Consider the following 24,838-nt stretch of genomic DNA (forward strand, 5'->3'; position numbering starts at 1 on the left):
TTTTTAACCATGTTTTTAGAACCATGCAACTTTTATCGATGCTGCCGCGCAAAAAAATAAACACGCCCGCCACAGACTGTGCTCACGTCGTTAACTATGTTCAACATAAGAGCCTGATGAGGCCGGCGCTCCGCCATAAAAAACGGGCGGCCGCAATGGCCGCCCGTCAGGCGCAACTCCGCGTCGGCGCGGTTCAGAACAAACGCGCCAGCAAAGCCTTTTCCTTGCCCTGCATGCCCGGGATCTTGACCTGCATGCCGTTGCCGGCCGCCACGCTCACCGGCTGATCGTTGCGGGTCATCTGCGCCAGTTCGATGATCTGGTTGCCGCTGGGATGAATCACTTCGATGCGGTCGCCCACCGCGAAGCGGTTTTTCACCTCGATCAGCGCCCAGCCTTCGGCATCCACGGACAGCACGTCGCCAACGTATTGGCTCTGCTTGGCCTTGGAATGGCCGGTGATGTAATTCTGATACTCCTGCGTCTGGTGGCGCTCTAGGAAGCCCGGGGTGTAGCCGCGGTTGGCGAGGCCATCCAGCTCAGCCAGCAAGCCGAGGTCGAACGGGCGGCCGGCCACGGCGTCGTCGATGGCCTTGCGGTATACCTGAGCAGCGCGCGCCACGTAGTACAAACTCTTGGTGCGGCCCTCGATCTTCAGCGAATCCACGCCGATCTTGGCCAGCTTCTCCACCTGCTCCACAGCGCGCAGGTCCTTGGAGTTCATGATGTAGGTGCCGTGCTCGTCTTCGATGATAGGCATCAATTCGCCGGGGCGGCTGCCTTCTTCGATCAGATAGGTCTTGTCCGCCAACGGATGACGCTCGGCGCCGCCGCAGGAGGCGAAGCTCTGGTTGGCCTCTTCCAGGGCCTTGTTGAAGTCGAACTTGATGGTCTGCACATCGCCGGCATCATCGCCCTGGGTATCATGCACCTTGTAGTCCCAGCGACAGGCGTTGGTACAGGTGCCCTGGTTCGGGTCGCGATGGTTGAAATAGCCAGACAGCAGACAGCGGCCGGAATAGGCGATGCACAGCGCGCCGTGCACAAACACTTCCAGTTCGATGTCCGGGCATTGCTGGCGGATCTCGGCGATTTCGTCCAGGCTCAGCTCGCGCGACAAGATGATGCGCGACACGCCCAGCTTCTGCCAGAACTTGACGCCCATGTAGTTGACGGTATTGGCCTGCACCGACAAATGGATGGGCACTTCCGGCCACTTCTCGCGCACCATCATGATCAGGCCTGGATCGGCCATGATCAGCGCGTCCGGCTTCATCGCGATCACCGGCTCCATATCGGCCATATAGGTCTTGATCTTGCTGTTGTGCGGCAGGATGTTGCTGGCGACGAAGAACAGTTTGCCGCGTGCGTGGGCTTCGTCTATGCCCTGCTTCAGCTCTTCCAGCTTGAAATCGTTGTTGCGGGCGCGCAGGCTGTAGCGCGGCTGGCCGGCGTAGACGGCGTCGGCGCCGAAGTCGTAGGCGGCGCGCATCTTGTCCAGCGTGCCGGCCGGCAGCAGAAGTTCCGGTGCTTTCATTGTTTATTCTGGTGAGGTTCGTTGAGCGAGGGCTCAGTGCAGCAGACAGGACATCGGCAACGGCTCGCGGTCCGGCTCGACAAAGCCTTTGCGCGCCGACTCGTCGTCCAGGCGCTCTGAAGAATAGTGTTGCAGGATCACCGCGCGGGGGTCGGCCAGCATGTCCGGGCAGTGGCTGGCGAACGCTTCCCAATCTTCCAGCAACTGCGGCTGGCTGGCCATCCGGCTGTACAGAATCACCAGGATGGCCATGGTCAGGGTGTGGTGGTACTTCATCGCCGCGCCGTTCACCATGGCGAAACGGGACAGCGCGCGCGCGCAGCGGGCGGCGGCCTCCGGCGCCGGATATTGGCGACGATAGGCCCAGGCGGCGTACAGATGCGCGCGATGGTTGAAGTCGGATGCAGGCAGCGCGTTGGTTTCCAATTGGCGCAGGAATGCCTGATGGTCCATGACTCGGTTTCTCCGAAAATTCCAAAAAGCAAAGGCTCCACCCAATGTGGAGCCCTGACCCTTATCGATACGGGGGCGATTATGCGCGGCCTGCCGGTGCCAGTCAAGTCCGCTCGTTGTCCGCAATCAACACTTTAAGCCGCTGTTTTAAAAATCCTTTTTTGGTTTAAGGTCTTTTCGCCAATGCCAGCAAAGCGCTGAACTGGCAGATAAGGGCCAGCAACATCGCCAGCGGACACAAAATGGCCAGCAACGGGCCGGGACCGCCGTCAAAGCCGCGCCACAGCGCCGAGCTGAGCGCAAAGATCAAGGTGCTGAGCAGCAGCACCGTCATGGCGAAGCGCCGCTGCTTTTGCATCTTCTTAAACAAATTCAATAGCATATTTCGTCGTTCCAGGTAAGGCCGCCGGCAGTTTAGCCGGCTGAAGCGGTGTCGTCTTCGCACAAGGCGCGCAGCGCTTCCAGCTCCCTGACTGAAAACCCCGCCCGCTCGCGGGCTGCCAGATTATAAGCCCCGCGGTAAAGCTGGACATCGTGGCGTCGCAGCAGTTCCTGAAAACACGTCTCCGGCTCTAGGCCGCGCTGTCGGCACAGCCGGCCAAACCAAGCGTTGCCGATGCGCACATGCCCCACTTCCTCGCGCAAGATGATGTCCAGCACCGCTACGCTCGCGTGATCGCCGATGCCGGCCAGCCGACGCTGTATGCCCGGCGTCACGTCCAGACCGCGGGCTTCCAACACTCTGGGCACCAGAGCCATGCGCGCCAGCGGATCGTAATCGGTCTTGCAGCTCATCGCCCACAAACCGTTGTGGGCCGGGAAATCCCCGTAGTCGTGCCCCAGTTCCCGCAGACGCCGCAGCAACAGGGAAAAGTGGCGCGCCTCTTCCGCTGCAACCTGCAGCCAATCGCTGACGAAAGCATCCGGCATCGCGCGGAACCGCCAAGCGGCATCCAGCGCCAAGTTGACAGCGTTGAATTCGATGTGGGCGATGGCGTGGAGCAAGGCAGCATGCCCCTGGCGCGTGGACAGGCTGCGCTTGGGCACCTTGGACGGATGCACCAGCTCCGGCAGCGGAGGACGCCCAGCCTCGGGCAACGGGTATGGCGGCGGCGCATCCGCGCTGCGCGGCAGCGCGTCGACGCGCCAGCCGTGCAAGGCCTCAACCGCCAGCGCCATCTTGCGCTCAACGTCGCGGCACAGCAGCGCCGCTTCCAACTGTGGGTAAAGTGATGTCGGCTCGCTCATGGCTGGACATTCTAGCCGACCTTGGCGCGCCTCTGTATTTGTTCAAAGTCTAGCGAGCAAAGGCGAAGAACGACTGACAGAGCGGAGCGGGTAAAGCAGCTGTTCTCGATCTCGCGAGCTAAAGCGAGACAAGGCGAAAGCGAGTGAAAAAGCGGAATGTACGAGTGGTTGATGAGCATTTCGACACGCTACTCATCGCGCCATATCTGATGAAGCGCAATAAACGACAGACCCTCATGCCAAATTGGTTTCATTCTGCCGGGCCATCCAGGCGTCAAACTCGGCCAGCGCCGCGTCGAAGGCCGGCATTAGAACCATCACCTGCTCCAACGACTGGGCCTTGCCCGCCTTTTCCACCGCTTCGGCGGCGGCGCCCAAAGCATTGACGCCCACCATGCGGCTAGCGCCCTTGACCCGGTGGGCGGCGAAACTGACGCGGTCGCTTGAGCCTTCGGCGATGGCGCTGCGCAGTTCGCCCACGTCCTCGGCGTTGCCCTGCTGGAAGTCTCGCAGGATTTCCAGTTCAACTTGCAGGTCGCCGTTGCTGTACACCTGCAGAACGGAGCGGTCCACCGGCCCGTCCTCCGGCCCCGCCGCGGCAGGCGGCGGAGGCCCGGCTTCCGGAGCGCCCTCCGTCGTCGTCCATTTTTGCAAGGCGGCGGACAGCTCCGCGATCGACAGCGGCTTGGTCAGGAAATCATCCATGCCCGCGTCACGGGTCTTGTCCAACTCCTCCTTGGCGGCGTTGGCGGTGCAGGCGACGATGGGAATATGGCCCCGAGCCGCTTCCTCTTGCTCTTGCGCGCGCACCAGCCGCGCCAGTTGATAACCATCGATGCCAGGCATGTGGCAATCGGTCAGAATCATCGAGTAGCGGCCGGTTTGCCATTTGGCGAAAGCCTGCTCGCCGTCCTCGGCCCATTCCGCCGAATAGCCCAGTTTTTCCAGTTGCTTGAGCGTGAGTTTGCGATTGGTCGGGTTGTCCTCGGCAAACAGAATGGGCAGCACGCGCTGCTCCGGCGAAGGCGCCGCGGTTTCGATCTCCTCCTCGCGCGGCGTCTCCGCTGGCACGTGAACCTGGGGCAGGCTGACCGGCGCCACCACCTGTTCCGACCACTCCGCCTCCAGCAACAGACGCGCGCAACTGCCCTTGCCTAATTCGCTTTCCAGCTCCACATGGCCGCCCATCAAACCGGCCAGCCGCCGGCAGATGGCAAGCCCCAGACCGGTGCCGCCAAAACGCCGGGTGGTGTCGGAATCCGCCTGGGTGAAAGGCTGGAACAACCTGGATAAACTGTCCTCGGTCATACCAATGCCACTATCTTCCACCTCAAAACTGAGCGATTGATAATTGGCCATGGTGCTGAGCACCTTGACGCGAATGATCACCCCGCCCTGAGTGGTGAATTTGATCGCGTTGCTGATGAAGTTTTGAAGAATCTGCCGTACGCGCAAGGGGTCCAGCACCAGCGTCGGCGCCAGTTGTTCATCCACTTCCAGCTGAAAATCCAAGCCTTTCTTGTAGGCGTTTTCCTGGTACAGGCTGCGGATACTCTCCAAAAACGGCCGCATCGCCGTGGGCGCGGTAACGATCTCCAGTTTGTCGGCCTCGATCTTGGAAAAATCCAAAATATCGTCGATCAAACGCAATAGCGTATGCGCGGAGTCGTGTATCGTGGCCACCGCGTCCCGCTGCTCGCCGTCCAGCCGGGTCATGTTCAACAGCTCCAACATGCCCAACACCCCATTCATCGGGGTACGAATCTCATGACTCATGGTGGCCAGGAAGGCGCTCTTGGCGCGGTTGGCGGCATTGGCCTGGTCACGCGCCATGCGAAGCTCGAACTCGGCCATCTTGCGTTCGGTAATGTCCAGGCATGCCAAGATCATCACACCCTCTACCGTTTCCGTCGCCACCATCTGGCCTTCGAACAAGACCCAAATCGGGAGGCCGGCGCCGGTAAAGCACTCCAGTTCACAGTGAACACGCGTGCCTTGCCGCATTTGCTGCAAATGCTCAGTCAGCTCAATCCAGGCTTGATCCGAAGCCATCAACTCCATCAAGTGCATGCCAACCAGGCCATAGACTCCAACATCGAAAATCATTTCCGCCGTCTGATTGGAGCGGGAAATCTGCAATTGCTCGTTCAGGCGCAACAAACCCACGGGGGACGAAGCAAACACCGCCTCCTCTTCCTGAAGTACGGTGCGCAACTGCGCTTCCGACACCTTGCGCCGCGCCTCCTCGTCGTAAAAACCCAGGATATTGGCGTAAGCGCCGATCAGAGGCTGCATGCCTACACCCAACCGGTACACGTCCGGCTGTTGCATGCATACCGCGGCGGCGACATCGCCTCCCAGCATCACCGGCAGGGAAATCCAAGTGGAGCGCTCGCTGAGCAATTGGAACAATTGACTGAGCGGAGCGGCCGCATACGCCACTTCCGACAACGGCGGCAACTCCGGCGGCCATTGGCCAGCCTGCAAGCACAAGGACTGCCCGCCCTCATCCAGCGGTGACCAAGCCACCAGCAGACATTCGCGAGCGCCAGTATGGTGGCAGAACACGCGATGCAGTTCTTCAAACACCTTGTCGCGCGGCTCTCGCGCCAACAACATGCCCTCCACCACAGAAATCGCGGACAACAACTCGACGCTGCGCTCCAGCGAGGTTTCCGCCTGCCGTCTTTGTTGTTCGTTGCGTACCGTGAGCATGCGCCAGCCATGGTCCCGGCTATTGCTGAACTGGCTAAGGGAAATCGCCACATAGAAACGCTCGCCGTTAGCGGACAAGCCCTCCCCGGACAACGCCACCGTTTCTTGATCATTCAAAGCCTGGGTCAGGTGCGCCGCGCCGCCCGGCACCTCCAGCAAGCTGTAGACCGACATGCCGTGCAGCGCCGCCTGAGGATAAACGAACATTTTGCCGGCCCCGGCGTTGGCGATCTCGATCCGCCCGTTGCGATTGACAATCAGCACCGCATCGCCGGAAGCATCCAGCATATGCTTCAAGGCGGACAGCGGCCGCAGCACGCGGCGCACCATGTAGTACAGCAACACCAGCATCAGGCCCAACGCCAACACGCCGAACAGTCCATCGCGCACCATGCGGAACAAATTGACTCGCCGGCTCTCGTCAATGCGATCGGCCGTCATCCGTTCCACCATGTCGAAGATGCGCTGCAGCTCCCCGTCCAGCTCCGCCAAACTGGCGTGAAAATCCGTGGCCTGATCGAAGGGCTGGGCGCCGTCGATCTGCTCGAGCTGCAGCTTAACCACCAATTGCAGCTTCAGCGTCAGGGTAGCCAAATTGGTGAACTCGGCTTTCAACGCATCGTCGTGCACCCCCAGGATCACTGGGCGCAGCTGCTCCACCATCAACATCGCGGAGCTTAGCCGGAAGGCCAGGTCGTCCTCGATGTCGCGGTTCATTCTATGCCCCAACTGCTCCCGCATGATGAGCGCCACCACGTTGCCGCGCAATTGGCCGCCCAACTGCCACAAGCTCTGCTTGATCATCATCAGGCTGTTGAGGGTGGGGTCGCCCTGGCTAGCCAGTTGCGCCATGTCCGCGGCCAGAATGCCGCCGGCCTCGTTGCGCATCCGCGCCGTGGCCAAGTACAGCAAATTGCTCAAAGACTCATTCTGAAAGTCCGGCCGACTCAATGTCGCGGAAGATTCCTCACGCAGCACTTTGAAATCGTGGGCCAGATTGCTCAACCGTGTCTGGCTGGAAGCGTCCATCCCGGTCATCACGGGAATGGAGGCCAACGCCACGTCGAACTTGGCGTCAGTATTGCGGGCGAGCCCGCTTAGCTCCTCGCGTTGTTGCAGCGTCGGCGGAGATTTCGCTGTCAACAGCAGGCGCAGCTTGCTGCTTTCCAGGTTTTCCGAGCTAACCGCCTGATACAAGGCCGAAATATCGCGATTGAGCTCGGCCAGGTGCCGGGCCGTGCGATAAGAGTCCCAGGACTCGTTCAACAACCGCAGAATGGCCATTGCCTGCAACACGCCGAGCAACAGCACGATCAGGATGACCGCTCGGCGGATGGATTTGATATGGTCCTGGCGCGACCTGGCAAACTTCATTGACGGCCACTCAATGTTCGCGAGACGATTCGGCTTCGGCCTCGGAAATCTCCTCGACGAAAAGCCTCAATACGCCGTAGCGATCGCTGAAATCACGCAATACCGTGATCTGGTTGGCGGAGATGGCCGCACCGCGCGGCAGCAACAAATGGCCGTTTTTACTGAACAGGTCCTGAGCCAGCACCGCTCCGGCCTTGACCGTCAGCAAGCTCACCGCAGTGCCCGACGGTGCCTCTGGCAGAGCGGGAGCGTCGAACAGCCGGCCAAAGACCTTGCGATCATATTCGGTGCCGGTGGCAACGCCGTAGTAGCTGAACGGATCGATTTCCGGCCGCTTGCGCTGCATCGCCGCCACAATCGCCTTCTCGACATCGGCCGGTTTCGGCGGCTTGACCACAAAGCCGTCGGCGTGGAGCTGACTGGCCAGCACCACATTGCTGCGATCCGCATGGCCGGACAAAAACACGAACGGCAGGTTGGAAGGATTCATGGTATGCCCGCAGCGCAATTCCTTGAGCAGGTCCATGCCGTTCATCGGCGCCATCTGCACATCGCACAGCACCAGGTCCACCATGCGGATGTCCAACAACCGCATCGACGCGGTGCCGTCCGCGGTTTGAAAAATGGCGTCCGAACGCATGCCCATGGTCTGCAAAGCTTGGCTGATCAAGGAACGCACCAGGGTTTGATCGTCCACGACCAATATCCGCATCCGCGAAAAATCCACTGTCGCAACGCTCATCCCGCGCCTCCTTCCGCCGCCGCGGTTTCTTGGCTCCGCCGCAAATAGTCGCTTAACTCGTTTTCACGTACCGGCAAGGCCATACAAGCGCCCTGCACGCGAGGACATCCCATCTCCTGAGCCAGCGCGACGTCCTCTTCCTCATCGACACCGCTTACGGTAATTGCTCCCGGCGGCAAACCGTAAATACGCAAAAAACGCAGCGCCTGCGGATCCGCTCCCAGCATGGTTCTTATCCATCGCAGGGATTCGATGGGGATGTTCACATGGTCGAATGGCAGCTTGAGCATATTGCTCTGGGTCAGCGAGCCGGTGCCAAAGTGATCGGCAATCAGCCGGAACCCCAGATACTTGATCTTGGCGACATTCTCGAAAGACTGAGCCGGCGATTGCTGTCCTAGGCCCTCGGCCAACTCGAAGCCCAACAACCGCGGCGGCACGCCTCGCTGCTGCAACAGAGAATGACAGTGATCAAACAGGTTTTCACTCTCCAGGCAGGCTTTGTCGATGCGCGCATTGAAACCGCACTCTTCACCCAATCCTTGTTGACGCAAGCCGGCCAGCAGGTTGGCGATGCGGGCCACCAACTCCTCCAACACCAGCGCGGAAATTCCCTTGCGGCGCGCCAGCACATTGAACAGCCCCCCGCTCCACTCCACCCGCCCTTGCGGCCGGATCAGCGCCGTCACGTCAAAGCCTGCAAGCCGGTGGCCGGGCAAGCTCAAGATCGGCTCAAGCTCAAGCTTGAACTCGCCGGAACACACGTCGGCGAAAAAGCTCTCTACTTCCAGTTGCTGCACCTGGTAGGCGCGCTCCAGATCGTTGAAAATGCTGTTGAGCGCGGTGAGAAAGGATTCCGCCGAATACGGCTTGGACAGAAAACGGGTGCTGCCTATGCCCAGGCTGCAAGCCATCTCGCTGATAGTGTTCAGAGTCTTGCCGTCATAGCCGGAGATGATCAGCAACGCCGCCTGGTAACCGAGCAAAGCCACGTGTTTGATGAAGTCGATGCCGTTCATGCCCGGCATGCCGATATCAGTGACAATCAGATCGTAGCTGTTCTCGCCGATGCTGCGCAGCGCCTCAGCCGGATCGCTGAACTCATCGATGGCCACTTCGTAACGGCTAAAGAAGCTGGCCTGACGAGAAATCAATTTCCGCAACACCAGCTGGTCTTCAAGAATCAGAAACCGCTTTGCTGGCAAGCCCATGGGATCTCCCCCTTGGCATCGCGCGCGGGCACTCTGCCGGCCGGCCGCAACCCAATTTAAATACGACATTCGAGTAATATTGATATAGGTCGTTAAACCCGCGGCCACAACCACAGCTTGCAATCTTCTCCCGCGCGAAGTTCCGCTTGTGCAATTGCCGCCGCCGCCATGCATAATGAGAACATTGTCACGCCAGGAGGCACGCCATGCTGTTCCAGTCCAGCCAGCTCGGCCAAGTCGATATCGACGAGAGCACCGTCATCACTTTCCCGCGCGGCATCCCCGCGCTGGAAAACTGCACCCGCTTCAAGCTGTTTCACAACGCCACTCAGGCGCAACCTCAAGTGTTCTGGCTGCAATCGCTGGACGACCCCGGCGTCATCTTCAGCATCACCACGCCGGAAGCGCTGGACATCCGCTACGAGATCGAACTGGAGGACACCGAGGTGTCCGAACTGAAGTTGCAACAGCCGCAGGATGTGGCCATCCTGCTCATGCTGAGCAATCAGGCCGACGAACAGCATCCTGCCTTGTCCACGATGAAGGCGAATATCCGCAATCCGCTGGTGATCAATCTGCAAAGCCGCACCGGCCTGCAAAAAGTGGGGCTGCAGTGCGACATCCTGCTGCATAACCGCTGATGCCGGCTCAGACCCGCTGTGCCTGGTGCGGCGATGACCCGCTCTACGTCGCCTACCACGACGAGGAATGGGGACGGCCGGAACGCGACGACCGCAAGCTGTTCGAGATGCTGATCCTGGAAGGCGCGCAGGCCGGCCTGTCCTGGATCACCATCCTGCGCAAGCGCGATGGCTACCGCCGCGCCTTCCACGGCTTCGACCCGGCCAAGGTGGCGGCGATGGACGACGGCGACGTCGAGCGGCTGATGCAGGACGCCAGCATCGTGCGCAACCGGCTGAAGATCCAGAGCGCCATCCGCAACGCCAAAGTGTTCCTGCAGATGCAGCAACAACACGGCAGTTTCGCCGACTGGCTGTGGGCGCATGTGGACGGCCGGCCGATCTTGCGCCGCCGCGACGATGAGCGGGTGCCCGCCAGCACCGAGCTGTCCGACAGAGTCAGCAAGGCCTTGAAGAAGGCCGGCATGAATTTCGTCGGCAGCACGGTGATCTACGCCTATCTGCAAGCCTGCGGCGTGGTCAACGACCATATGTCCGCCTGCTTTCTCCGCCCCGACCGAGGCTGAACCCGCCGCGCAAAAAAAAGCCCGGATTCCCGGGCTTTTTTACGAGCGGACCCAAGTTCAGGCAAAACTCAGATGGCCGTCCCGCGCCTCCACCATAATGGTGGATTTCGGCGGGTACTCGCCGGCCAGAATCGCTTTGGCCAGCGGATTCTCCAACTCGGACTGGATCGCCCGCTTCAAAGGCCGCGCGCCGTAGACCGGATCGAAGCCGGCTTCGGACAACAGCGTCAACGCCTCCTCGCTGATCTGCAAATCCAGATCCAGCTTGGCCAGACGGCCTTCCAGGCTCTTAAGCTGGATGCGGGCAATGGACTTGATGTGCTGCTCACCCAGGCCGTGGAACACCACCACCTCGTCGATGCGGTTGATGAACTCGGGCCGGAACTGGGTTTTCACCTCCGCCATCACCGCCAGCTTGATTACCTGATAATCATCGGTGTCCATTGCCTGTATCTGCTGGCTGCCGATATTGGACGTCATCACCACCACCGTGTTCTTGAAATCCACGGTACGGCCCTGGCCGTCGGTCAAGCGGCCGTCGTCCAGCACTTGCAGCAGAATGTTGAACACGTCAGGGTGCGCTTTCTCCACCTCGTCCAGCAGGATCACGCTATACGGCTTGCGGCGCACCTGCTCGGTCAGATAGCCGCCCTCCTCGTAGCCGACATAACCCGGCGGCGCGCCGATCAGCCGCGCCACCGAATGCTTCTCCATGTACTCGGACATGTCGATGCGGATCAGGTGGTCTTCGCTGTCGAACATGAACCCGGCCAATGCCTTGCACAGCTCGGTCTTGCCCACGCCGGTCGGCCCCAGGAACAGGAAGGAGCCGTAAGGCTTGTTGGGGTCGGCCAGACCGGAACGGGAGCGGCGGATGGCGTCGGCCACCGCGCTGACCGCTTCGTCCTGTCCCACCACGCGCTGATGCAGCACGTCCTCCATGCGCAGCAGCTTGTCACGCTCGCCTTCCAGCATCTTGGACACGGGAATGCCGGTGGCGCGGCTGACCACTTCCGCGATCTCCTCCGCCCCCACCTGGGTGCGCAGCAAGCGATTGGGCTTGGCCTGCTCGCCGACGCCGGCGGCCTCCGCGTCCTTCAGCCGCGCTTCCAGCTGCGGCAGCTTGCCGTACTGCAGCTCCGCCAGCCTCTGCCAATCGCCCTTGCGCTTCAGATCCTCCATCTCCACCTTCAGTCGCTCGATTTCCTCCTTGATGCTCTGCGAACCCTGCTGCGCGGCCTTTTCCGCCTTCCAGATTTCGTCCAGATCCGCATAAGCGCGCGACAACTCGGCGATCTCGTCCTCAATCAACTTCAGCCGCTTTTGCGAGGCTTCGTCGCTTTCCTTGTTCACCGCCTCCCGCTCGATCTTCAATTGAATCAGCCGGCGGTCCAGCCGGTCCATTTCCTCCGGCTTTGAATCCAGTTCCATCTTGATGCGGCTGGCGGCCTCGTCGATCAGGTCGATGGCCTTGTCAGGCAGGAAACGATCGGTGATATAGCGCTGCGACAGCTCCGCAGCGGCGACAATGGCCGGGTCGGTGATGTCCACGCCGTGATGGATCTCATATTTTTCCTGCAAGCCGCGGAGAATGGCGATGGTATCCTCCACCGACGGCTCGCCGACCAGCACTTTCTGGAAGCGGCGCTCCAGCGCCGCATCCTTTTCAATGTAACGACGATACTCGTCCAGCGTGGTGGCACCGATGCAGTGCAGTTCGCCGCGCGCCAGCGCCGGCTTCAGCATATTGCCCGCGTCCATCGCGCCGTCGGCCTTGCCCGCGCCCACCAGAGTGTGGATCTCGTCGATGAAGATCAGGGTCTGGCCATCGTCCTTGGACAGATCATTCAATACCGCTTTCAGCCGCTCCTCAAACTCGCCACGGAACTTGGCGCCGGCGATCAGCGCGGCCAGATCCAGCACCAGCAGGCGCTTGTTTTTCAGGCTTTCCGGCACTTCGCCGTTAACGATGCGCTGAGCCAGACCTTCGACGATGGCGGTCTTGCCGACGCCGGGTTCCCCGATCAACACCGGGTTGTTCTTGGTGCGCCGCTGCAAAACCTGGATCGCGCGGCGGATTTCGTCGTCACGGCCGATCACCGGGTCCAGCTTGCCCTGACGCGCGCGTTCGGTCAGATCCTGAGTGTACTTTTTCAAGGCTTCGCGCTGGCTCTCCGCATCCTGGCTGGAGACGTTTTCGCCGCCGCGCACCGCATCAATCGCAGCCTGAATCGCCGCTGGCTGGCCGCCATGCTCTTTCAACAGCCGAGCGGCCTCGCCCTTGTCCTGGCTCAACGCGGACAGGAACAGCTCGCTGGCGATGAACTCGTCGCCCAGCTTCATCGCGGCCTTATCGCTCAGGTTCAACAGATTGGCCAAATCGCGCGACACGGTGATCTCGCCGCCGTTGCCCTGCACCCGCGGCAAACGCTGTAAAGATTGGTTTAGCGCGCCCTTCAGGCCGGGCACATTGACCCCGGCGCGCGCCAGCAGGCCGGCAATGCCGCCGTCGGCGTCGTCAAGCATGGCCAGCAGCAAATGCTGCGGCTCGATATAAGCATGGTCTTGAGACAGGGCCAGGCTCTGGGCATCCCCCAGCGCCTGCTGGAACTTGGTGGTCAGCTTGTCGAATCGCATGGAGTGGCTCCTTCGGAACATTGATATGCACTATTTGGGCATGGCCAGTTGCTTTTCAAGCCTCTCTATTGTCGATCTTGAACTCAATTTCACACTTGATGCCACTTCCACATGGCATTGCCGAAAAACTTAATCTATGCATTAAATCAAGAGTGGCATTGGACCAGGCCCTGACAAAGGGCCCCAAGTCTTGAGCCGCCCGCCTGATGAAATCGCTTACCGAATCTTAAAAGGGGCATCACCATGAAACAACTCCTGAGCGCCGGCCTACTATGCGCAGCCTGTTCCCTGGCCCACGCCGACAACGACATCTCCTTGCTGGTGTTCGGCGCATCCATACACAGTCAATGCAGCGGAAAACATTGCGACTTCAACGGTGAAAACCCCGGCTTGGGGCTGGAATGGGCGCCGCTGGGCAACGACGCGGATGGACGCTGGATAAGCCGCATCGGCTCTTATCGCGACTCCTTCCGCGAAACGGCCTGGTTCGTCGCCGGCGGCTGGCGCAAGGAATGGCAGTTGGGCTCCAGCCCGCTCTACGCCGGCACCACCCTGTTGCTCGGTTATCTGGACGGCTCCGGCGTCAAGCAGGTGGTCGCCTATCCCATGCTGAGCATCGGCACACGCAAGCTGGCGCTGGAAGTGGGTTACGCGCCCAAGATGGACTATACGCCGCACAAAACGCGAGTCGCCGTCACCACCTTCAATCTACGCTGGACCTTTTAAAGGCAAGCGCTAGCGCAGCGAGCGCACCACCGCGCTAACCACGCCCCAGATCTCGACGCCGGTCTCCACCGGCAAATCCACGCAGCCTGCTTGCGCGGCGCGCAAGCAGGCATGAGCTGGGCTCAGATGCAGCCGACGCACCAGAAACTCGTCGCCCACCACCGCCACAACCACATCGTTGTGGCGCGGCGGCGGCAGGCGATCAACGATCAACAGGTCACCGTCGAAAATGCCGGCCCCGGCCATGGCGTCGCCGGCAACGCGCACAAAGAAACTGGTGTCCGGATGCTGGATCAGAAAGTCGTTGAGATTGAGCGAACGCTCAAGATAGTCGTCGGCCGGCGACGGAAAGCCCGCCGCTACACTGCCGTCGAACCACGAAACATGAGTGTCGCCGGCGGCGGGGCCGCGCGCGGCGCTTACCCGGTCCGGCGCAAGCCGGGCCAGTTCCGACAAAGGCCGGTCGCGGGCAACCAACGACGGTCTCTTCGACTTTTCGTCGTTCATCTCGCGCCGCTCAGCGGACGATGACGCGAGCCTCGCCCGCTGCCAGCCTGCCGATCTTGGCGGCATAGCCAAAGCCGGCGCGTTGGAAACGCGCTAAAACCTCGTCCGCCTGCTCCGGCGCCACCGCGGCCAGCAAGCCGCCGCTGGTCTGCGGATCGGCCAGCAGGCGCAGTTGCCACTCCGGCAGATCCGCGCCAAAGTCAACGTGCTCGCCGAAACTGGCCAGGTTGCGCTCAATCGCCCCAGGACCGCAGCCTTGCTCCGCAAAAACGCGGGCCTCCTCGATCACCGGCACGTCGGTCATATCGATGTGCGCCGCCAACTTCGCGCCCTTGCATACTTCCAAGGCGTGGCCGAGCAGGCCGAAGCCGGTCACGTCGGTCAGCGCATGCACCCCGTCCATGGCCGCCAACTCCGCTCCCACGGTGTTCAACTTAGTGGTGGAGGCGATCAAGGCCTGGTAGCCCTTGTCGTCCAACTCCCCTTTTTTCATCGCCTGCGCCAGCACGCCAACGCCCAGGCCCTTGCCCAGAATCAGCACGTCGCCATCTTGCGCCTCGCTGTTGCGCTTGAGCTGGTCAGGATGCACCACGCCCAAAGCGACCAGCCCGTAAATAGGCTCGGGGGAATCGATGGAATGACCGCCTGCGAGCGGAATGCCGGCGGCATGACATACCGATTCGCCGCCCGAAAGGATGTCGCGGATGGTCTCCACCGGCAACACCTTCACCGGCATGCCGACAATGGCCAGCGCCATGATGGGAGTCGCTCCCATCGCGTAAATATCTGAAAGCGCGTTAGTGGCGGCGATGCGGCCAAAGTCATAAGCATCGTCTACGATGGGCATGAAGAAATCGGTGGTCGCCACGATCGCCTGCGAGGCGTTCAATTGATACACCGCGGCGTCGTCGCTGGTTTCCGCCCCCACCAAGAGATTGGGAAAGGCCATTTTTTCCTTGGCCGTCGACAAAATGGACTCCAGCACCGCCGGGGCAATTTTGCAGCCGCAGCCGCCGCCGTGAGACAATTGCGTCAATTTGATTTCAGCCATTTGCGGACTCCGCCATATTTATGCTTTTCAAGGTCGCGAACGTATCACAGCTTGGACAGTTTGACGAGATCATCGACGTCCGCTCCCCGGCAGAATTTGCCGAGGATCATATTCCCGGCGCCATTAACTGCCCGGTTCTGGACAACGATGAGCGGATTCGCGTCGGCACGCTGTACAAACAAGTTTCTCCATTCGAAGCGCGCAAAGTCGGCGCGGCGCTGGCCGCCAAGAATATCGCCCGACACATCGAAGAACGCTTCGCCGATCGCCCCAAATCCTGGCGCCCGCTGATTTGCTGCTGGCGCGGCGGCCAGCGCTCCGGCTCCATGACGCTGATCTTCGCACAGATAGGCTGGCCAGCGCATCAGTTGGAGGGCGGCTACAAAGCCTACCGTCGCCAAGCGCTGCAATGGCTGGATGAGCTGCCGTGCCAGCTCAAGCTGCGCGTGATCTGCGGCCCCACCGGCTCCGGTAAAAGCCGCTTGCTGCATGCTTTGGCGCGCGCCGGCCATCAAGTGTTGGACCTGGAACAGCTGGCCAATCACCGCGGCTCGGTGCTCGGCCGCCTGCCGGACTTGCCGCAGCCGCCGCAAAAGTGGTTCGACACCTTGCTGCTGCAACAGATTCGCGGCCTGGACCCCATGCGACCCGTCTTCATCGAGTCGGAAAGCAAAAAAGTGGGCTTCGTCACCCTGCCCGACGCGCTGTACCGTCAAATGCACCAAGGCGACTGCCTGCTGATCGACGTGCCCTTGGCCGAACGCGTGCGCTTTCTGCTTGAGGATTACGCCTTCTATCTGCAAGACCCCGAGGCCTTGATCCGCCAGTTGGGATTTTTGAAGGGCTTGCACTCAGGAGAGCAAATGGACGCCTGGAACCAGATGATCCGCGCCGGCCGCTTTGACGCGCTGGTAGCGGACTTGCTGGCCAAGCATTACGATCCGCTCTACTACCGTTCGCTGGGTAAGCATTACCCTCAGTTAGCCGAAGCCGCGCCTCTACGGCTGGACAGCCTGGCACCGGAACGGCTGGATCTGGCCGCCTCTCGCATCGTCTGAGGCACAACGCTCCACGAAGCGCAGCAGGCTTTGAACAGGCTCTGAGAGCCGGCTCAGCCGCTGTCTCGAGGAGCAGCGCTGATCGCAGCGCGAAACTACGGTATCATCAGAACATCCTAATTCATCAGCGGCGCCGCGCCGCGCCCCGACTCCGCGCGCATGACCCCACACGCTCAACTTGACTGGCAAGACGGTCAACCGGTTTCCCTCGCATTCGGCGATGTCTATTTCTCCCGCGCCTCCGGCCTGGACGAAACCCGCCATGTTTTCCTGCGGCACAACCGCTTGGTCGAACGTTTCGCCGAACTGCCCTCCGGCGGCCACTTCACCATTGCGGAAACCGGCTTCGGCACCGGACTGAATTTCTTGTGCGCGTGGGAATGTTTCCTGCAATACGCGCCGGTCGACACACGCCTGCACTTCATCAGCGCGGAGAAATTTCCACTGACCCCGCGCGATCTGACCCAGGCGCTGGCGCTCTGGCCCCAGCTCGCCGGCCTGGCCCAACAATTGCTGGCCCAATACCAGGCCCTGCCCCCTGGCTGGCACCGCCTGCTGCTGAATCAGGGACGCGTCACGCTGACCTTGCTGATCGGCGACGTTCTGGAAGTGCTGCCGGAGGTGGACGCTCGCGTCGACGCCTGGTTCCTTGATGGCTTCGCTCCGTCCAAAAACCCGGACATGTGGCAAGCGGAGCTGTTCCAGGCCATGGCGCGGCTCTCGGCGCCCGGCGCCACCTTCGCCACATTCACCAGCGCAGGTTTTGTGCGCCGCGGTTTGAGCGAAGCCGGCTTCGCCGTCAGCAAAACCGCCGGTTTCGGCCATAAGCGGGAAATGAGCCACGGTCATTTGCAAACCCTGCCCGCCGGAGAGTGGTCGCCGCCGTGGTTCGCGCGCCCGGCGCGGCGTCATGGCGAACGCAGCGCCATTGTCATCGGCGGCGGCATCGCCGGGGCCGCCAGCGCCTACAGCCTGGCTTGCCGCGGCTGGCAAGTCACCGTGGTGGAACGCCTGCCCGAACTGGCCCGCGGCGCCTCCGGCAACCCGCAAGGCGTGCTGTACACCAAGCTGTCTCCACACTTCACCCCGCTGACCCGCCTGATCCTGTCCGGCTACGGCTACAGTCTCCGCACGCTGAAAACCCAGTTGCCGGAAGACGACGCGAACTGGCGCGGATGCGGCGTATTGCAATTGGCCTATGACGCGGCCGAGGCGGAACGCCAGCAAGGCCTGGCCTCAGCCGGTTTTGGCGCCGATTTCCTGCGCCCGGTCGACGCCAGCGAGGCCAGCGAGCTGGCCGGCGTCGAACTGCAGCACGGCGGCCTGTTCTTTCCGGAGGGCGGCTGGGTCAACCCGCCCGCTCTGGTCCGCAAACTGGTGGATCATCCCAATATCCAGGTTCGCACCAGCCGCACCATCGTGGAGCTGGATTACAACCCATTGGACAAAAGCTGGGTCGCCATCGGCGATGAAGGCTCCGTGGCCATCGGCTCCGTGGTCATTCTGGCCGGTGCGGCGGAAACCGGCTCCTTCGACGCCACCCAGCACCTGCCCTTGAAAAAGATTCGCGGCCAAGTCACTGTGGCGCGCGCAACCGAACACAGCGAAGCGCTGCGCACCGTACTGTGCGGCGAGGGCTATATTTCCCCGGCCCGATTTGGCGAGCACTGCCTGGGCGCCACCTTCAAATTCAATACCGAAGATCTCGGCGTCAATCTGTTCGAGCATCAGGAAAATCTGCAAATGCTGGCGGGGCTAGCGCCCAGCCTGTACCAGGCTTTGGGCGGAGAAGGCCTGCTGGACAAAGCCCTGGCCGGGCGCGCCGCGCTGCGCTGCACCAGCCCGGACTACCTGCCCATCGTCGGCCCCGTCGCCCACGCGCAGAGCCTGATCGACGCCTATCTGCCGCTGAGCAAGGACGCCTCGCTGAAACTCAGCGCATCAGCGCCCTGGATAGACGGTCTCTACGTCAATACCGCCCATGGTTCGCGCGGCATGATCACCGCGCCGCTGTCCGGCGAAATCCTCGCCGCCCTGCTGGAGGACGAACCCGCCCCGGTGGCCCGCAGTCTGATGCAGGCCACCCACCCCAGCCGATTCCTGATCCGCGACCTGATGCGCAACAAAGTCTCCCAGCAGGGCTGACGCGGGTCACCAGGCAAAAGCCCCCGACGCATCAGAGCGCCGGGGGCCAAGAATAGCGGCGGGAGTCTCAGAGCTTGTTCAAAGTCTGCTGCGCTTCGTAGAGCGTTGCACGGGGAGTACAAGCTCAAAATGCTCATGTATCCCTCGTACACTCCGCTTTTTCGCTCGTTTTCGCCTTGTCTCGCCTTGCTCGCGAGACTTTGAACAGGGTCTCAGACAGCGGATTTGGCCGCCGTCTCCACCGCTTCGCGGATGTCGTCGGGAATGGAGACCGACTTGCCCGCCTGGTAGTCCACCCACACCAAGGTTACCTCGCCGCTGGCGTACACTACGCCGGGATCGTCGCGCCGATAAAAATGATGGCGCAGCTTCAAACTGCTGCGTCCCAGCTTTTCCAATTCAATGGTAATGTCGAGCGTCGCCGGATAAGTGATCTCTTTGCGAAACACGCAGGAAGTCCCCGCCAGCACCGGCCCGCAGCCGGAAGGATCGATCCCGTGCCCTAGGCTCTCCAGCCAATCCAGGCGGATCTGTTCCAGATAACGGAAATAATAGGTATTGTTCAGATGCCCGACGGCATCCATATCGCCCCAGCGCATCACGATGCTGCGAGTGTCGATTACCGGGTAATGCTTGTCCACGCTGTTCCCCTTGAAAGACGGGCCGGCGCGGCGTCCATCAAGCGCCGTTCACGGCCGGCGCGCCATGATTGTTTGCACTGCGTCATGATAACGGCCAATCCCTTCCGGGTCACATAGCGTCACATAAAACACAACAAATCCAAATATCCGCCTTCGAAACAAAACGGCATACTGGTTTCCGTCAGCAGCCAGGGCTCGCGAGAGTCCTGATCTGGCATGATCAACGCGCGGGTTCTGTTGGAAATTACCTACCCCTTCTGGCCAGCGCGTTGGTCTCCTGAGCGAAGGTGCAAATTGGGGCCCCATCCGGGGCTCTTTTTTTATGCGCCGCGGCCCTGCGTCAATACAAACGCGCAAATTCATTGCGCAAATGTTAAGCCTACCCCGATTTCATCACAGCCCGTCACACAAGCCCCCAATAATCACTCTATTTGACCCGTTCCGGCAGGCGCATACTGGCTCCATCGAATTCGCTCTCCCCCGAGGGCGGTTTGATACGATCGAAGCGCTGTTCGCTGTGGATACACGCCCTCCGGCAGCTGCGTAGATCACCTGAGCGAAGGTGCAATTCAGAGCCCCCTTACCGGGGCTCTTTTTTTACCTTCCAGCCATGGCTGAGCGAACCGCCGCTCCTATACTTTCGTGATAAAATTCCGGAAGCGAAGCAAAAAAAGAGGCCGCACAAAGGCGGCCCAAACGGGGATCTCAATTCACAAAGTGTCCAAATACAAACTTGGCGCGTCAAAACTAAAGCACAGACGGACGACGTCTACACAACGCAAACTCAATCAAAGGCCCTACAAGCGGCTTGAAGTAATCAGTAAAACCCGCCTGCCGAATCTTCATGCCAGCCTTGAAGCTGCATGGCTTGTATACTAGCGGCTACGCCGCCGGGCAAATATAAGATTATTCTTAAAATTTTCGTGTTTTATTCCAAAGCCCTGAAGGCGGCCCGCAGCCTTTCTTGACAAGCGCGGCGAACGCTTTTCTAATCGCAAATTTTCCGCCTTTGGGCGCCCCCTCGTTCACTATCACAGGAAACCTCCATGACCATTCGAGTCAACGGCATCGAAATCACCGAAGACATGGTGCAAGCGGAACAAGCCCACTACGCTGACGCGCCGAACCCGCACGATGCCGCCGTTCAGGAGCTGATCCTGCGCGAACTGCTGCTGCAGAAAGCCAAGTCCATCGGCATCGACACCACCGACCAAGGCACCGCCATCGGCGCCTTGCTGGAACAGGAGCTGCAGGTTGACGCTGTCGACGAAGCGGCATGCCTGGCGTTCTACAATCAATACCCCGAGCGTTTCAGCAGCGGCGAATCCGCCGTGGCCAGCCACATTCTGTTCCCGCTGGGCGAAGGCCTGGCCGGCAGCCTGGCCAAGGCCAAGGCGGAAGGCGTACTGGAGGAAATCAAAGCCAACCCGGCCCGTTTCTCCGACCTGGCTCGCGAACACTCCACTTGCCCGTCCGGCCAACAAGGCGGCAGCCTGGGCCAGTTCGGCCGCGGCCAGATGGTGCCGGAATTCGAACAGGCGGTATTCAGCACCGACGCCGGCCAGATCGCGCCGGACCTGGTGCAGACCCAGTTCGGCTACCACATCATCCAGGTACAGGAACGCCACGAAGGCGGCAAAGTGAGCTTTGAGGAAATCAAGGACCGCTTGCAGCAATATCTGAACGACATGGCCGGCAACAAGGCAATGCAGGCCTATCTGGGCCAATTGGTAGCCGCCGCCCAAATCGAAGGCTATGCGATGCCCGCGCTGTAACAACCCTCTCGATCCAAAACTTTGAACAGGCTCTCAAGCCCGGTCCAAGTCCATCAAAAACCGAGGCGCAGTCGCGCCTCGGTTTTTTTCTGCGCCTCAGTTGCGACCGCGCAGAGACGCCGCCACCGGCCGCGAGAATGGGAAGCCGTCCTTGCGGTCCCAATTGATCGACCAGCTCATCACCCCACGGAACGTCGGGTAGGCCTGATTTGGTTTGACTACGCCGCAGTTCTTCAAGGCCATCAGGCAATCCAGTGATTTGACGACGGTATCCGCGCTGACAAAACCAGAGTTGGCGGAACTACGTCCGGAAGGCACGCCAAAGGCCACTTGATCGGGCCTCAAGCCCTTGAAACTGCCCGAAGCGCCGTAAGCCAGGGGAAAGCCTTCAATCAACATCTTGCTGCCTCCCACCAGCATGTCCACGCTACCTTCCGACAAGGCGGCGGTGGAATACGGCGTGTTCAGCCCGCCGTTGTTGTAGTACTGGACATGAATCACGCTCAAATCGTCGCGCAAGGCGTCAATGATGGGCAGATAAGCACCCCAGATGCTGCCGTAGGCTACGTAGCCGCCTTGAACATAGGGATGTTCCGGCGCCATAGACAGGTAGAAACCCGCACCCACCTTGGTTTTCAACTGTTTCACGGCGCTGATCAAGTTGCCGATGATGGGCGCGCCCTGCGACACCCCGCTTTCCAGATCCAGATCGATGCCATCGAAACCGTATTTGACGATGATGGCGTGGAGGCTATTGACGAAATTCTGCGCCTGCGCCGAAGTGTTCAGCGTGACCGAGCCATTTTGTCCGCCCAGCGACAGCACCACCTTCTTGCCTTTGGCCTGCTTGGCGCGAACATCCTGGATGAACTGCGCCTCGGACCCGGCCTTGGGATCCAGCGTGAAGCTGAGATTGCCGTTGCCGGCATCGTCGGCAAAGGCGACGACGATCACATCCCAATCGTCGCTAACCTGGCTGAGCGGATAAGTGTCGCCGCTGGGATTGGCGAAATTGTGCCAATACCCGACCAGCGCATGCTTGGCGAACGGCGCGGACGGGCCCGGGGATGGAGATGGCCCTGGGGACGGAGTCGGCTCCGGCGCCGCGCCGCAGCTTCCCCCGGCCTGCCACAGCGTGGGCGTGGACGGCGGATTCCAATTGGCTCCCACATAGGCGGTATGCGCCGCGCGCGCTGTGTAATTGGCCGCCGCATAGGCCGCCACATCGCCCGCCTGGTAAGTTGAGCCCTCTCTCCAATCCGGACACGCGGCGGCCAAGACCGGCCCTGCGCCCAACACCATTGCGCATACCGGCGCCAACAGCACGGCTTTCCCCTTCGAGTACATGCGGCATCCTCCTTTGCGATACGACAACACGCGCTGCCGGCGGGATGCCGGACTGGGCGCAAGCTGGTATTTGATTGGTATTACATCAAACACGTAATGTCAAAGGCATTTTTTAAATCGCTCCGGCAGCCGGGTCAATTTTCTACAATACACCCCTCCCCGGCCCAGCTACTTTGTCCGCGACAGCCAAAGGCGGATATCCAGCCGCCGCGCTGCCCCACCGTCAGGAGATATCATGAATCAGACTCTCGCCATGGCCAGCTTCGCGCTGGCCGCCTCCATCACGCCAGGCCCGATCAACCTCGTCGCGCTCAGTTGCGGCGCCCGCTACGGCGCGCGTGCAGGCATGCGCCATGTCGGCGGCGCCACCGCCGGCTTCACCCTGCTTCTATTGCTGACCGGCCTGGGCCTGGAGCAGACCTTGCGGCAATGGCCGGCGCTCACCCAGGCTTTGCAATGGGCCGGCGTGACCTTCTTGCTCTATATGGCGTATCAATTGGCTCGCAGCGACGGCTCGCTGGATATGGATAAGAACAGCGCCCGGCCAAGCTGGTGGCGCGGCGCGGCGATTCAATGGTTGAATCCCAAGGCCTGGATCGCCGCTCTGGCGGGCTGCGCGGCCTTCACCTCCGGTCAAGACGCGATGGCGTTATGGCGCTTCGCCGGGCTCTACTTTCTGATTTGCTACGTCTCAGTCGGGGCTTGGGTAGTGACCGGAGCCTGGCTAGGACAAAAGCTGGAGTCGCCCAAGCGGCTTCGGCTCTTTAACCAGACAATGGCTTTACTACTGGGGCTAAGCGCGCTGGGCTTGCTGAACTGAGCCGGCGCGGTACTGCCCCGGCGTGGCGGCAACATACTGTTTGAAGATTTTCTGCAGATGGGCCTGGTCGGAAAAACCGGCGGCCTGCGCCACTTGCGCCAAGGGCAGCCCGCCGCGCACCAGTCGACGCGCCATCTGCACCCGCTGATTCAGTAAAAAGTCGTGAGGCGTGACCCCGTAACGCCGTTTGAACGCGCGAATCAGATAGGAGGCCGACAAATCGGCCGCGGCGCAGATATCCTCCAGGCGCAAAGCCTGGTCGCAATGCGCCGCAATATACTCCGCCGCGCGCGCCAAACGCTGGCTCGACTCCGCCGCCGGCTCTACGGCCAAGCCCAAGACTCGGTGCGCGCCGCCGAAAAAGGCCGTAGCCGCCGTGTCCTTCTCCAGAGGCTCCCGTTCCTCCGCGCATAGCAAGTCGAACAAAGCGTTGAAACCGGCGAACAAACGCGGATCCTGGCTCACCGTGTCGCCAAAAGGACGAAAGCCGCCGCCCTGATCCAAGCCAAGAGTTTGCTGCAAACTCCCGAGCCAGGCTACATCCACATACAACATGCGATAGGACCAGGCCTGTGCCGCCACGGGGTTGCAGGCATGGGTGTCGCCCGGGTTCATCAACACGAGGGAGCCTTGCTCGCTACGGCGCACTTTGCCGTTGAAGTAGTCGCAGGCGCCCGCGGTGATGACGCCAATGGAAAACGTCTCGTGCGCGTGTCTGGCGTAACAGACGCGGCGGCCGTCAGCCACCGAGCGAGCCTCGAACTGCGGCAAAGCCGCATCTCGCCAGAAGCGATGATCCACCTTATGTCTCCCGGCCGGGAATAGGGACGCGGCGAATGGTTCCGGCATCGCTCTACTCTCCTTTCATCCGGTAAAACAAGATGCCCAGCCACTCCCGCAGCGCGGCGCGACATTCCTGCATCGACCGTCCGCTGGGCAGAAACCAGGCCACGCCGCCTCCATCGTAACGGATGAAGGCGGTTGGGGCGGCCGTCACGTCCAGAGCCTGGCGCTGGAAAAACGGCAAGGCCCGGCGCAAATGCCAGCCCTGGCTGACCAACGCAATCCGCTTGATCCCGGCTGCATGCAACAGGCCGGCGGAATATCGAGCGTTTTCCAGCGTGGTGTTGGAGCGCGCCTCCACCCAACGCGGGGCAATGCCGTACTCCTCGCGCAGAACCCTAGCCATCACCTCGGCCTCGGCTTCCCCGCCCATCGGCGCGCCGCCAGTCAGCAGGATCGGCTTGCCGCTTTGACGCGCCAACCGCGCGGCGTAACGCAGCCGCGCCAACGAATCCGCGCCGGGCTCCATCCCGCCGTACTCGGGCGCCGGCTTCTTGCCGCCGGACAACACCACAATAGCTTCCACCCGGTTCAGTTGCTCGGCGCTGATCACCGGATAACGCTCCAGGCCGCGGTTCAGCCACATCGCGGTTATCGGCGTGCTCAAGGCGTACAGGCCGGCCATGCCCAAAATCAGCAGGCAGGCTCCCAAGCGCCGCCAGCGGCGACGCAGCCACAGTCCTAGCGACATCATCAGCAACATGTTCAGCGGCGGCAATAACAAGGAGCCCAAGACCAAGTGGACCAATACTTGCGTGGAAATCGAGGAAACCATGGGAAATAACAATGCATTGACTTGGC

21 protein-coding genes are annotated in these 24,838 nt (G+C 61.2%); 7 read left to right on the forward strand and 14 right to left on the reverse strand.

The window, feature by feature from the left end:
• Positions 1 to 193: 193 nt before the first annotated feature.
• The 7 genes from yegQ to MOV80_RS17170 all read right to left on the reverse strand — a co-directional run bounded on the left by yegQ (position 194) and on the right by MOV80_RS17170 (position 9,280).
• Positions 194 to 1,537 carry a tRNA 5-hydroxyuridine modification protein YegQ gene (yegQ, locus tag MOV80_RS17140; protein WP_019101452.1) on the reverse strand — a complete coding sequence of 448 codons (1,344 nt, stop codon included), beginning with the start codon at positions 1,535 to 1,537 and terminating at the stop codon, positions 194 to 196.
• A 33-nt stretch (positions 1,538 to 1,570) separates the two neighbouring features.
• Positions 1,571 to 1,990: a hypothetical protein gene (locus MOV80_RS17145; RefSeq protein ID WP_019101451.1), complete on the reverse strand. Its 420-nt coding sequence runs from the start codon at positions 1,988 to 1,990 to the stop codon at positions 1,571 to 1,573.
• 166 nt (positions 1,991 to 2,156) lie between these two features.
• On the reverse strand, positions 2,157 to 2,372 hold the full coding sequence (locus MOV80_RS17150) for a hypothetical protein (RefSeq protein ID WP_019101450.1): 216 nt from the start codon (positions 2,370 to 2,372) through the stop codon (positions 2,157 to 2,159).
• Between the two features lie 32 nt (positions 2,373 to 2,404).
• On the reverse strand, positions 2,405 to 3,238 hold the full coding sequence (locus tag MOV80_RS17155) for a ferritin-like domain-containing protein (RefSeq protein ID WP_039754871.1): 834 nt from the start codon (positions 3,236 to 3,238) through the stop codon (positions 2,405 to 2,407).
• Between the two features lie 234 nt (positions 3,239 to 3,472).
• The gene (locus tag MOV80_RS17160; RefSeq protein ID WP_118267912.1) at positions 3,473 to 7,327 is read right to left on the reverse strand and encodes an ATP-binding protein; all 3,855 of its coding nucleotides are present in this window, start codon (positions 7,325 to 7,327) and stop codon (positions 3,473 to 3,475) included.
• 10 nt (positions 7,328 to 7,337) lie between these two features.
• Positions 7,338 to 8,069, reverse strand: coding sequence for a response regulator (locus MOV80_RS17165; RefSeq protein WP_081574981.1), 732 nt, complete (start codon positions 8,067 to 8,069; stop codon positions 7,338 to 7,340).
• Positions 8,066 to 9,280, reverse strand: a complete 1,215-nt coding sequence (locus MOV80_RS17170; protein WP_019104180.1) for an EAL domain-containing protein — start codon at positions 9,278 to 9,280, stop codon at positions 8,066 to 8,068. Before MOV80_RS17170 ends, MOV80_RS17165 begins: the two co-directional genes overlap by 4 nt.
• Positions 9,281 to 9,486: 206 nt before the next feature.
• On the opposite strand from MOV80_RS17170, the gene fliW reads away from it, so the two are divergent.
• On the forward strand, positions 9,487 to 9,921 hold the full coding sequence (gene fliW, locus MOV80_RS17175; protein WP_019104181.1) for a flagellar assembly protein FliW: 435 nt from the start codon (positions 9,487 to 9,489) through the stop codon (positions 9,919 to 9,921).
• Positions 9,921 to 10,487 carry a DNA-3-methyladenine glycosylase I gene (locus MOV80_RS17180; protein WP_191185606.1) on the forward strand — a complete coding sequence of 189 codons (567 nt, stop codon included), beginning with the start codon at positions 9,921 to 9,923 and terminating at the stop codon, positions 10,485 to 10,487. Before fliW ends, MOV80_RS17180 begins: the two co-directional genes overlap by 1 nt.
• Positions 10,488 to 10,544: 57 nt before the next feature.
• Here MOV80_RS17180 and clpB read toward each other — a convergent pair whose 3' ends face one another.
• Complete coding sequence (gene clpB, locus MOV80_RS17185) at positions 10,545 to 13,124, reverse strand: ATP-dependent chaperone ClpB (protein WP_019104183.1); 2,580 nt, start codon at positions 13,122 to 13,124, stop codon at positions 10,545 to 10,547.
• Between the two features lie 243 nt (positions 13,125 to 13,367).
• Between clpB and MOV80_RS17190 the strand changes: the two genes are divergently transcribed.
• Complete coding sequence (locus MOV80_RS17190) at positions 13,368 to 13,850, forward strand: hypothetical protein (protein WP_107732555.1); 483 nt, start codon at positions 13,368 to 13,370, stop codon at positions 13,848 to 13,850.
• Between the two features lie 9 nt (positions 13,851 to 13,859).
• Here the strand turns inward: MOV80_RS17190 and umuD are convergent, their stop codons facing one another.
• Positions 13,860 to 14,327 carry a translesion error-prone DNA polymerase V autoproteolytic subunit gene (gene umuD / locus MOV80_RS17195; protein WP_240333817.1) on the reverse strand — a complete coding sequence of 156 codons (468 nt, stop codon included), beginning with the start codon at positions 14,325 to 14,327 and terminating at the stop codon, positions 13,860 to 13,862.
• Positions 14,328 to 14,367: 40 nt separating this feature from the next.
• Positions 14,368 to 15,408: a selenide, water dikinase SelD gene (gene selD, locus MOV80_RS17200; RefSeq protein WP_052052178.1), complete on the reverse strand. Its 1,041-nt coding sequence runs from the start codon at positions 15,406 to 15,408 to the stop codon at positions 14,368 to 14,370.
• A gap of 20 nt (positions 15,409 to 15,428) precedes the next feature.
• Here selD and mnmH point away from each other — a divergent pair, with 20 nt between their 5' ends.
• Positions 15,429 to 16,466, forward strand: coding sequence for a tRNA 2-selenouridine(34) synthase MnmH (mnmH, locus tag MOV80_RS17205; protein WP_043593010.1), 1,038 nt, complete (start codon positions 15,429 to 15,431; stop codon positions 16,464 to 16,466).
• Positions 16,467 to 16,625: 159 nt separating this feature from the next.
• A complete protein-coding gene (gene mnmC / locus MOV80_RS17210) occupies positions 16,626 to 18,611 on the forward strand; it encodes a bifunctional tRNA (5-methylaminomethyl-2-thiouridine)(34)-methyltransferase MnmD/FAD-dependent 5-carboxymethylaminomethyl-2-thiouridine(34) oxidoreductase MnmC (protein ID WP_019104188.1) in 1,986 nt (661 codons plus the stop codon).
• Positions 18,612 to 18,823: 212 nt separating this feature from the next.
• Here mnmC and MOV80_RS17215 read toward each other — a convergent pair whose 3' ends face one another.
• Positions 18,824 to 19,252: a thioesterase family protein gene (locus MOV80_RS17215; RefSeq protein WP_019104189.1), complete on the reverse strand. Its 429-nt coding sequence runs from the start codon at positions 19,250 to 19,252 to the stop codon at positions 18,824 to 18,826.
• A gap of 1,046 nt (positions 19,253 to 20,298) precedes the next feature.
• Here MOV80_RS17215 and MOV80_RS17220 point away from each other — a divergent pair.
• Positions 20,299 to 21,027: a peptidylprolyl isomerase gene (locus MOV80_RS17220; RefSeq protein WP_019104190.1), complete on the forward strand. Its 729-nt coding sequence runs from the start codon at positions 20,299 to 20,301 to the stop codon at positions 21,025 to 21,027.
• Between the two features lie 96 nt (positions 21,028 to 21,123).
• Here the strand turns inward: MOV80_RS17220 and MOV80_RS17225 are convergent, their stop codons facing one another.
• A complete protein-coding gene (locus tag MOV80_RS17225) occupies positions 21,124 to 22,374 on the reverse strand; it encodes a glycosyl hydrolase family 18 protein (protein WP_118267921.1) in 1,251 nt (416 codons plus the stop codon).
• A gap of 235 nt (positions 22,375 to 22,609) precedes the next feature.
• Between MOV80_RS17225 and MOV80_RS17230 the strand changes: the two genes are divergently transcribed.
• Positions 22,610 to 23,194 (forward strand): LysE family translocator, encoded by a 585-nt coding sequence (locus MOV80_RS17230; RefSeq protein WP_249605339.1) that lies wholly within the window; start codon positions 22,610 to 22,612, stop codon positions 23,192 to 23,194.
• On the opposite strand, the gene MOV80_RS17235 is transcribed toward MOV80_RS17230, so the two are convergent.
• Together MOV80_RS17235 and MOV80_RS17240 are read right to left on the reverse strand one after the other, a co-directional pair.
• Positions 23,168 to 24,043: an AraC family transcriptional regulator gene (locus MOV80_RS17235; RefSeq protein ID WP_052052177.1), complete on the reverse strand. Its 876-nt coding sequence runs from the start codon at positions 24,041 to 24,043 to the stop codon at positions 23,168 to 23,170. The two genes, MOV80_RS17230 and MOV80_RS17235, sit on opposite strands and share 27 nt — an antisense overlap.
• A 4-nt stretch (positions 24,044 to 24,047) precedes the next feature.
• The gene (locus MOV80_RS17240; protein ID WP_019104194.1) at positions 24,048 to 24,812 is read right to left on the reverse strand and encodes a YdcF family protein; all 765 of its coding nucleotides are present in this window, start codon (positions 24,810 to 24,812) and stop codon (positions 24,048 to 24,050) included.
• Positions 24,813 to 24,838: the final 26 nt, after the last annotated feature.

This window comes from Chromobacterium sp. IRSSSOUMB001 (genome assembly GCF_023507765.1).
GTDB lineage: Bacteria > Pseudomonadota > Gammaproteobacteria > Burkholderiales > Chromobacteriaceae > Chromobacterium > Chromobacterium haemolyticum.

Excerpts from the sequence above, each read along its gene's own strand:
- yegQ (WP_019101452.1), bottom strand. The coding sequence starts at position 1,537 with ATGAAAGCACCGGAACTTCTGCTGCCGGCCGGCACGCTGGACAAGATG.
- MOV80_RS17145 (WP_019101451.1), bottom strand. The coding sequence starts at position 1,990 with ATGGACCATCAGGCATTCCTGCGCCAATTGGAAACCAACGCGCTGCCT.
- MOV80_RS17150 (WP_019101450.1), bottom strand. The coding sequence starts at position 2,372 with ATGCTATTGAATTTGTTTAAGAAGATGCAAAAGCAGCGGCGCTTCGCC.
- MOV80_RS17155 (WP_039754871.1), bottom strand. The coding sequence starts at position 3,238 with ATGAGCGAGCCGACATCACTTTACCCACAGTTGGAAGCGGCGCTGCTG.
- MOV80_RS17160 (WP_118267912.1), bottom strand. The coding sequence starts at position 7,327 with ATGAAGTTTGCCAGGTCGCGCCAGGACCATATCAAATCCATCCGCCGA.
- MOV80_RS17165 (WP_081574981.1), bottom strand. The coding sequence starts at position 8,069 with ATGAGCGTTGCGACAGTGGATTTTTCGCGGATGCGGATATTGGTCGTG.
- MOV80_RS17170 (WP_019104180.1), bottom strand. The coding sequence starts at position 9,280 with ATGGGCTTGCCAGCAAAGCGGTTTCTGATTCTTGAAGACCAGCTGGTG.
- fliW (WP_019104181.1), top strand. The coding sequence starts at position 9,487 with ATGCTGTTCCAGTCCAGCCAGCTCGGCCAAGTCGATATCGACGAGAGC.
- MOV80_RS17180 (WP_191185606.1), top strand. The coding sequence starts at position 9,921 with ATGCCGGCTCAGACCCGCTGTGCCTGGTGCGGCGATGACCCGCTCTAC.
- clpB (WP_019104183.1), bottom strand. The coding sequence starts at position 13,124 with ATGCGATTCGACAAGCTGACCACCAAGTTCCAGCAGGCGCTGGGGGAT.
- MOV80_RS17190 (WP_107732555.1), top strand. The coding sequence starts at position 13,368 with ATGAAACAACTCCTGAGCGCCGGCCTACTATGCGCAGCCTGTTCCCTG.
- selD (WP_052052178.1), bottom strand. The coding sequence starts at position 15,408 with ATGGCTGAAATCAAATTGACGCAATTGTCTCACGGCGGCGGCTGCGGC.
- mnmH (WP_043593010.1), top strand. The coding sequence starts at position 15,429 with ATGCTTTTCAAGGTCGCGAACGTATCACAGCTTGGACAGTTTGACGAG.
- mnmC (WP_019104188.1), top strand. The coding sequence starts at position 16,626 with ATGACCCCACACGCTCAACTTGACTGGCAAGACGGTCAACCGGTTTCC.
- MOV80_RS17220 (WP_019104190.1), top strand. The coding sequence starts at position 20,299 with ATGACCATTCGAGTCAACGGCATCGAAATCACCGAAGACATGGTGCAA.
- MOV80_RS17225 (WP_118267921.1), bottom strand. The coding sequence starts at position 22,374 with ATGTACTCGAAGGGGAAAGCCGTGCTGTTGGCGCCGGTATGCGCAATG.
- MOV80_RS17230 (WP_249605339.1), top strand. The coding sequence starts at position 22,610 with ATGAATCAGACTCTCGCCATGGCCAGCTTCGCGCTGGCCGCCTCCATC.
- MOV80_RS17235 (WP_052052177.1), bottom strand. The coding sequence starts at position 24,043 with ATGCCGGAACCATTCGCCGCGTCCCTATTCCCGGCCGGGAGACATAAG.
- MOV80_RS17240 (WP_019104194.1), bottom strand. The coding sequence starts at position 24,812 with ATGGTTTCCTCGATTTCCACGCAAGTATTGGTCCACTTGGTCTTGGGC.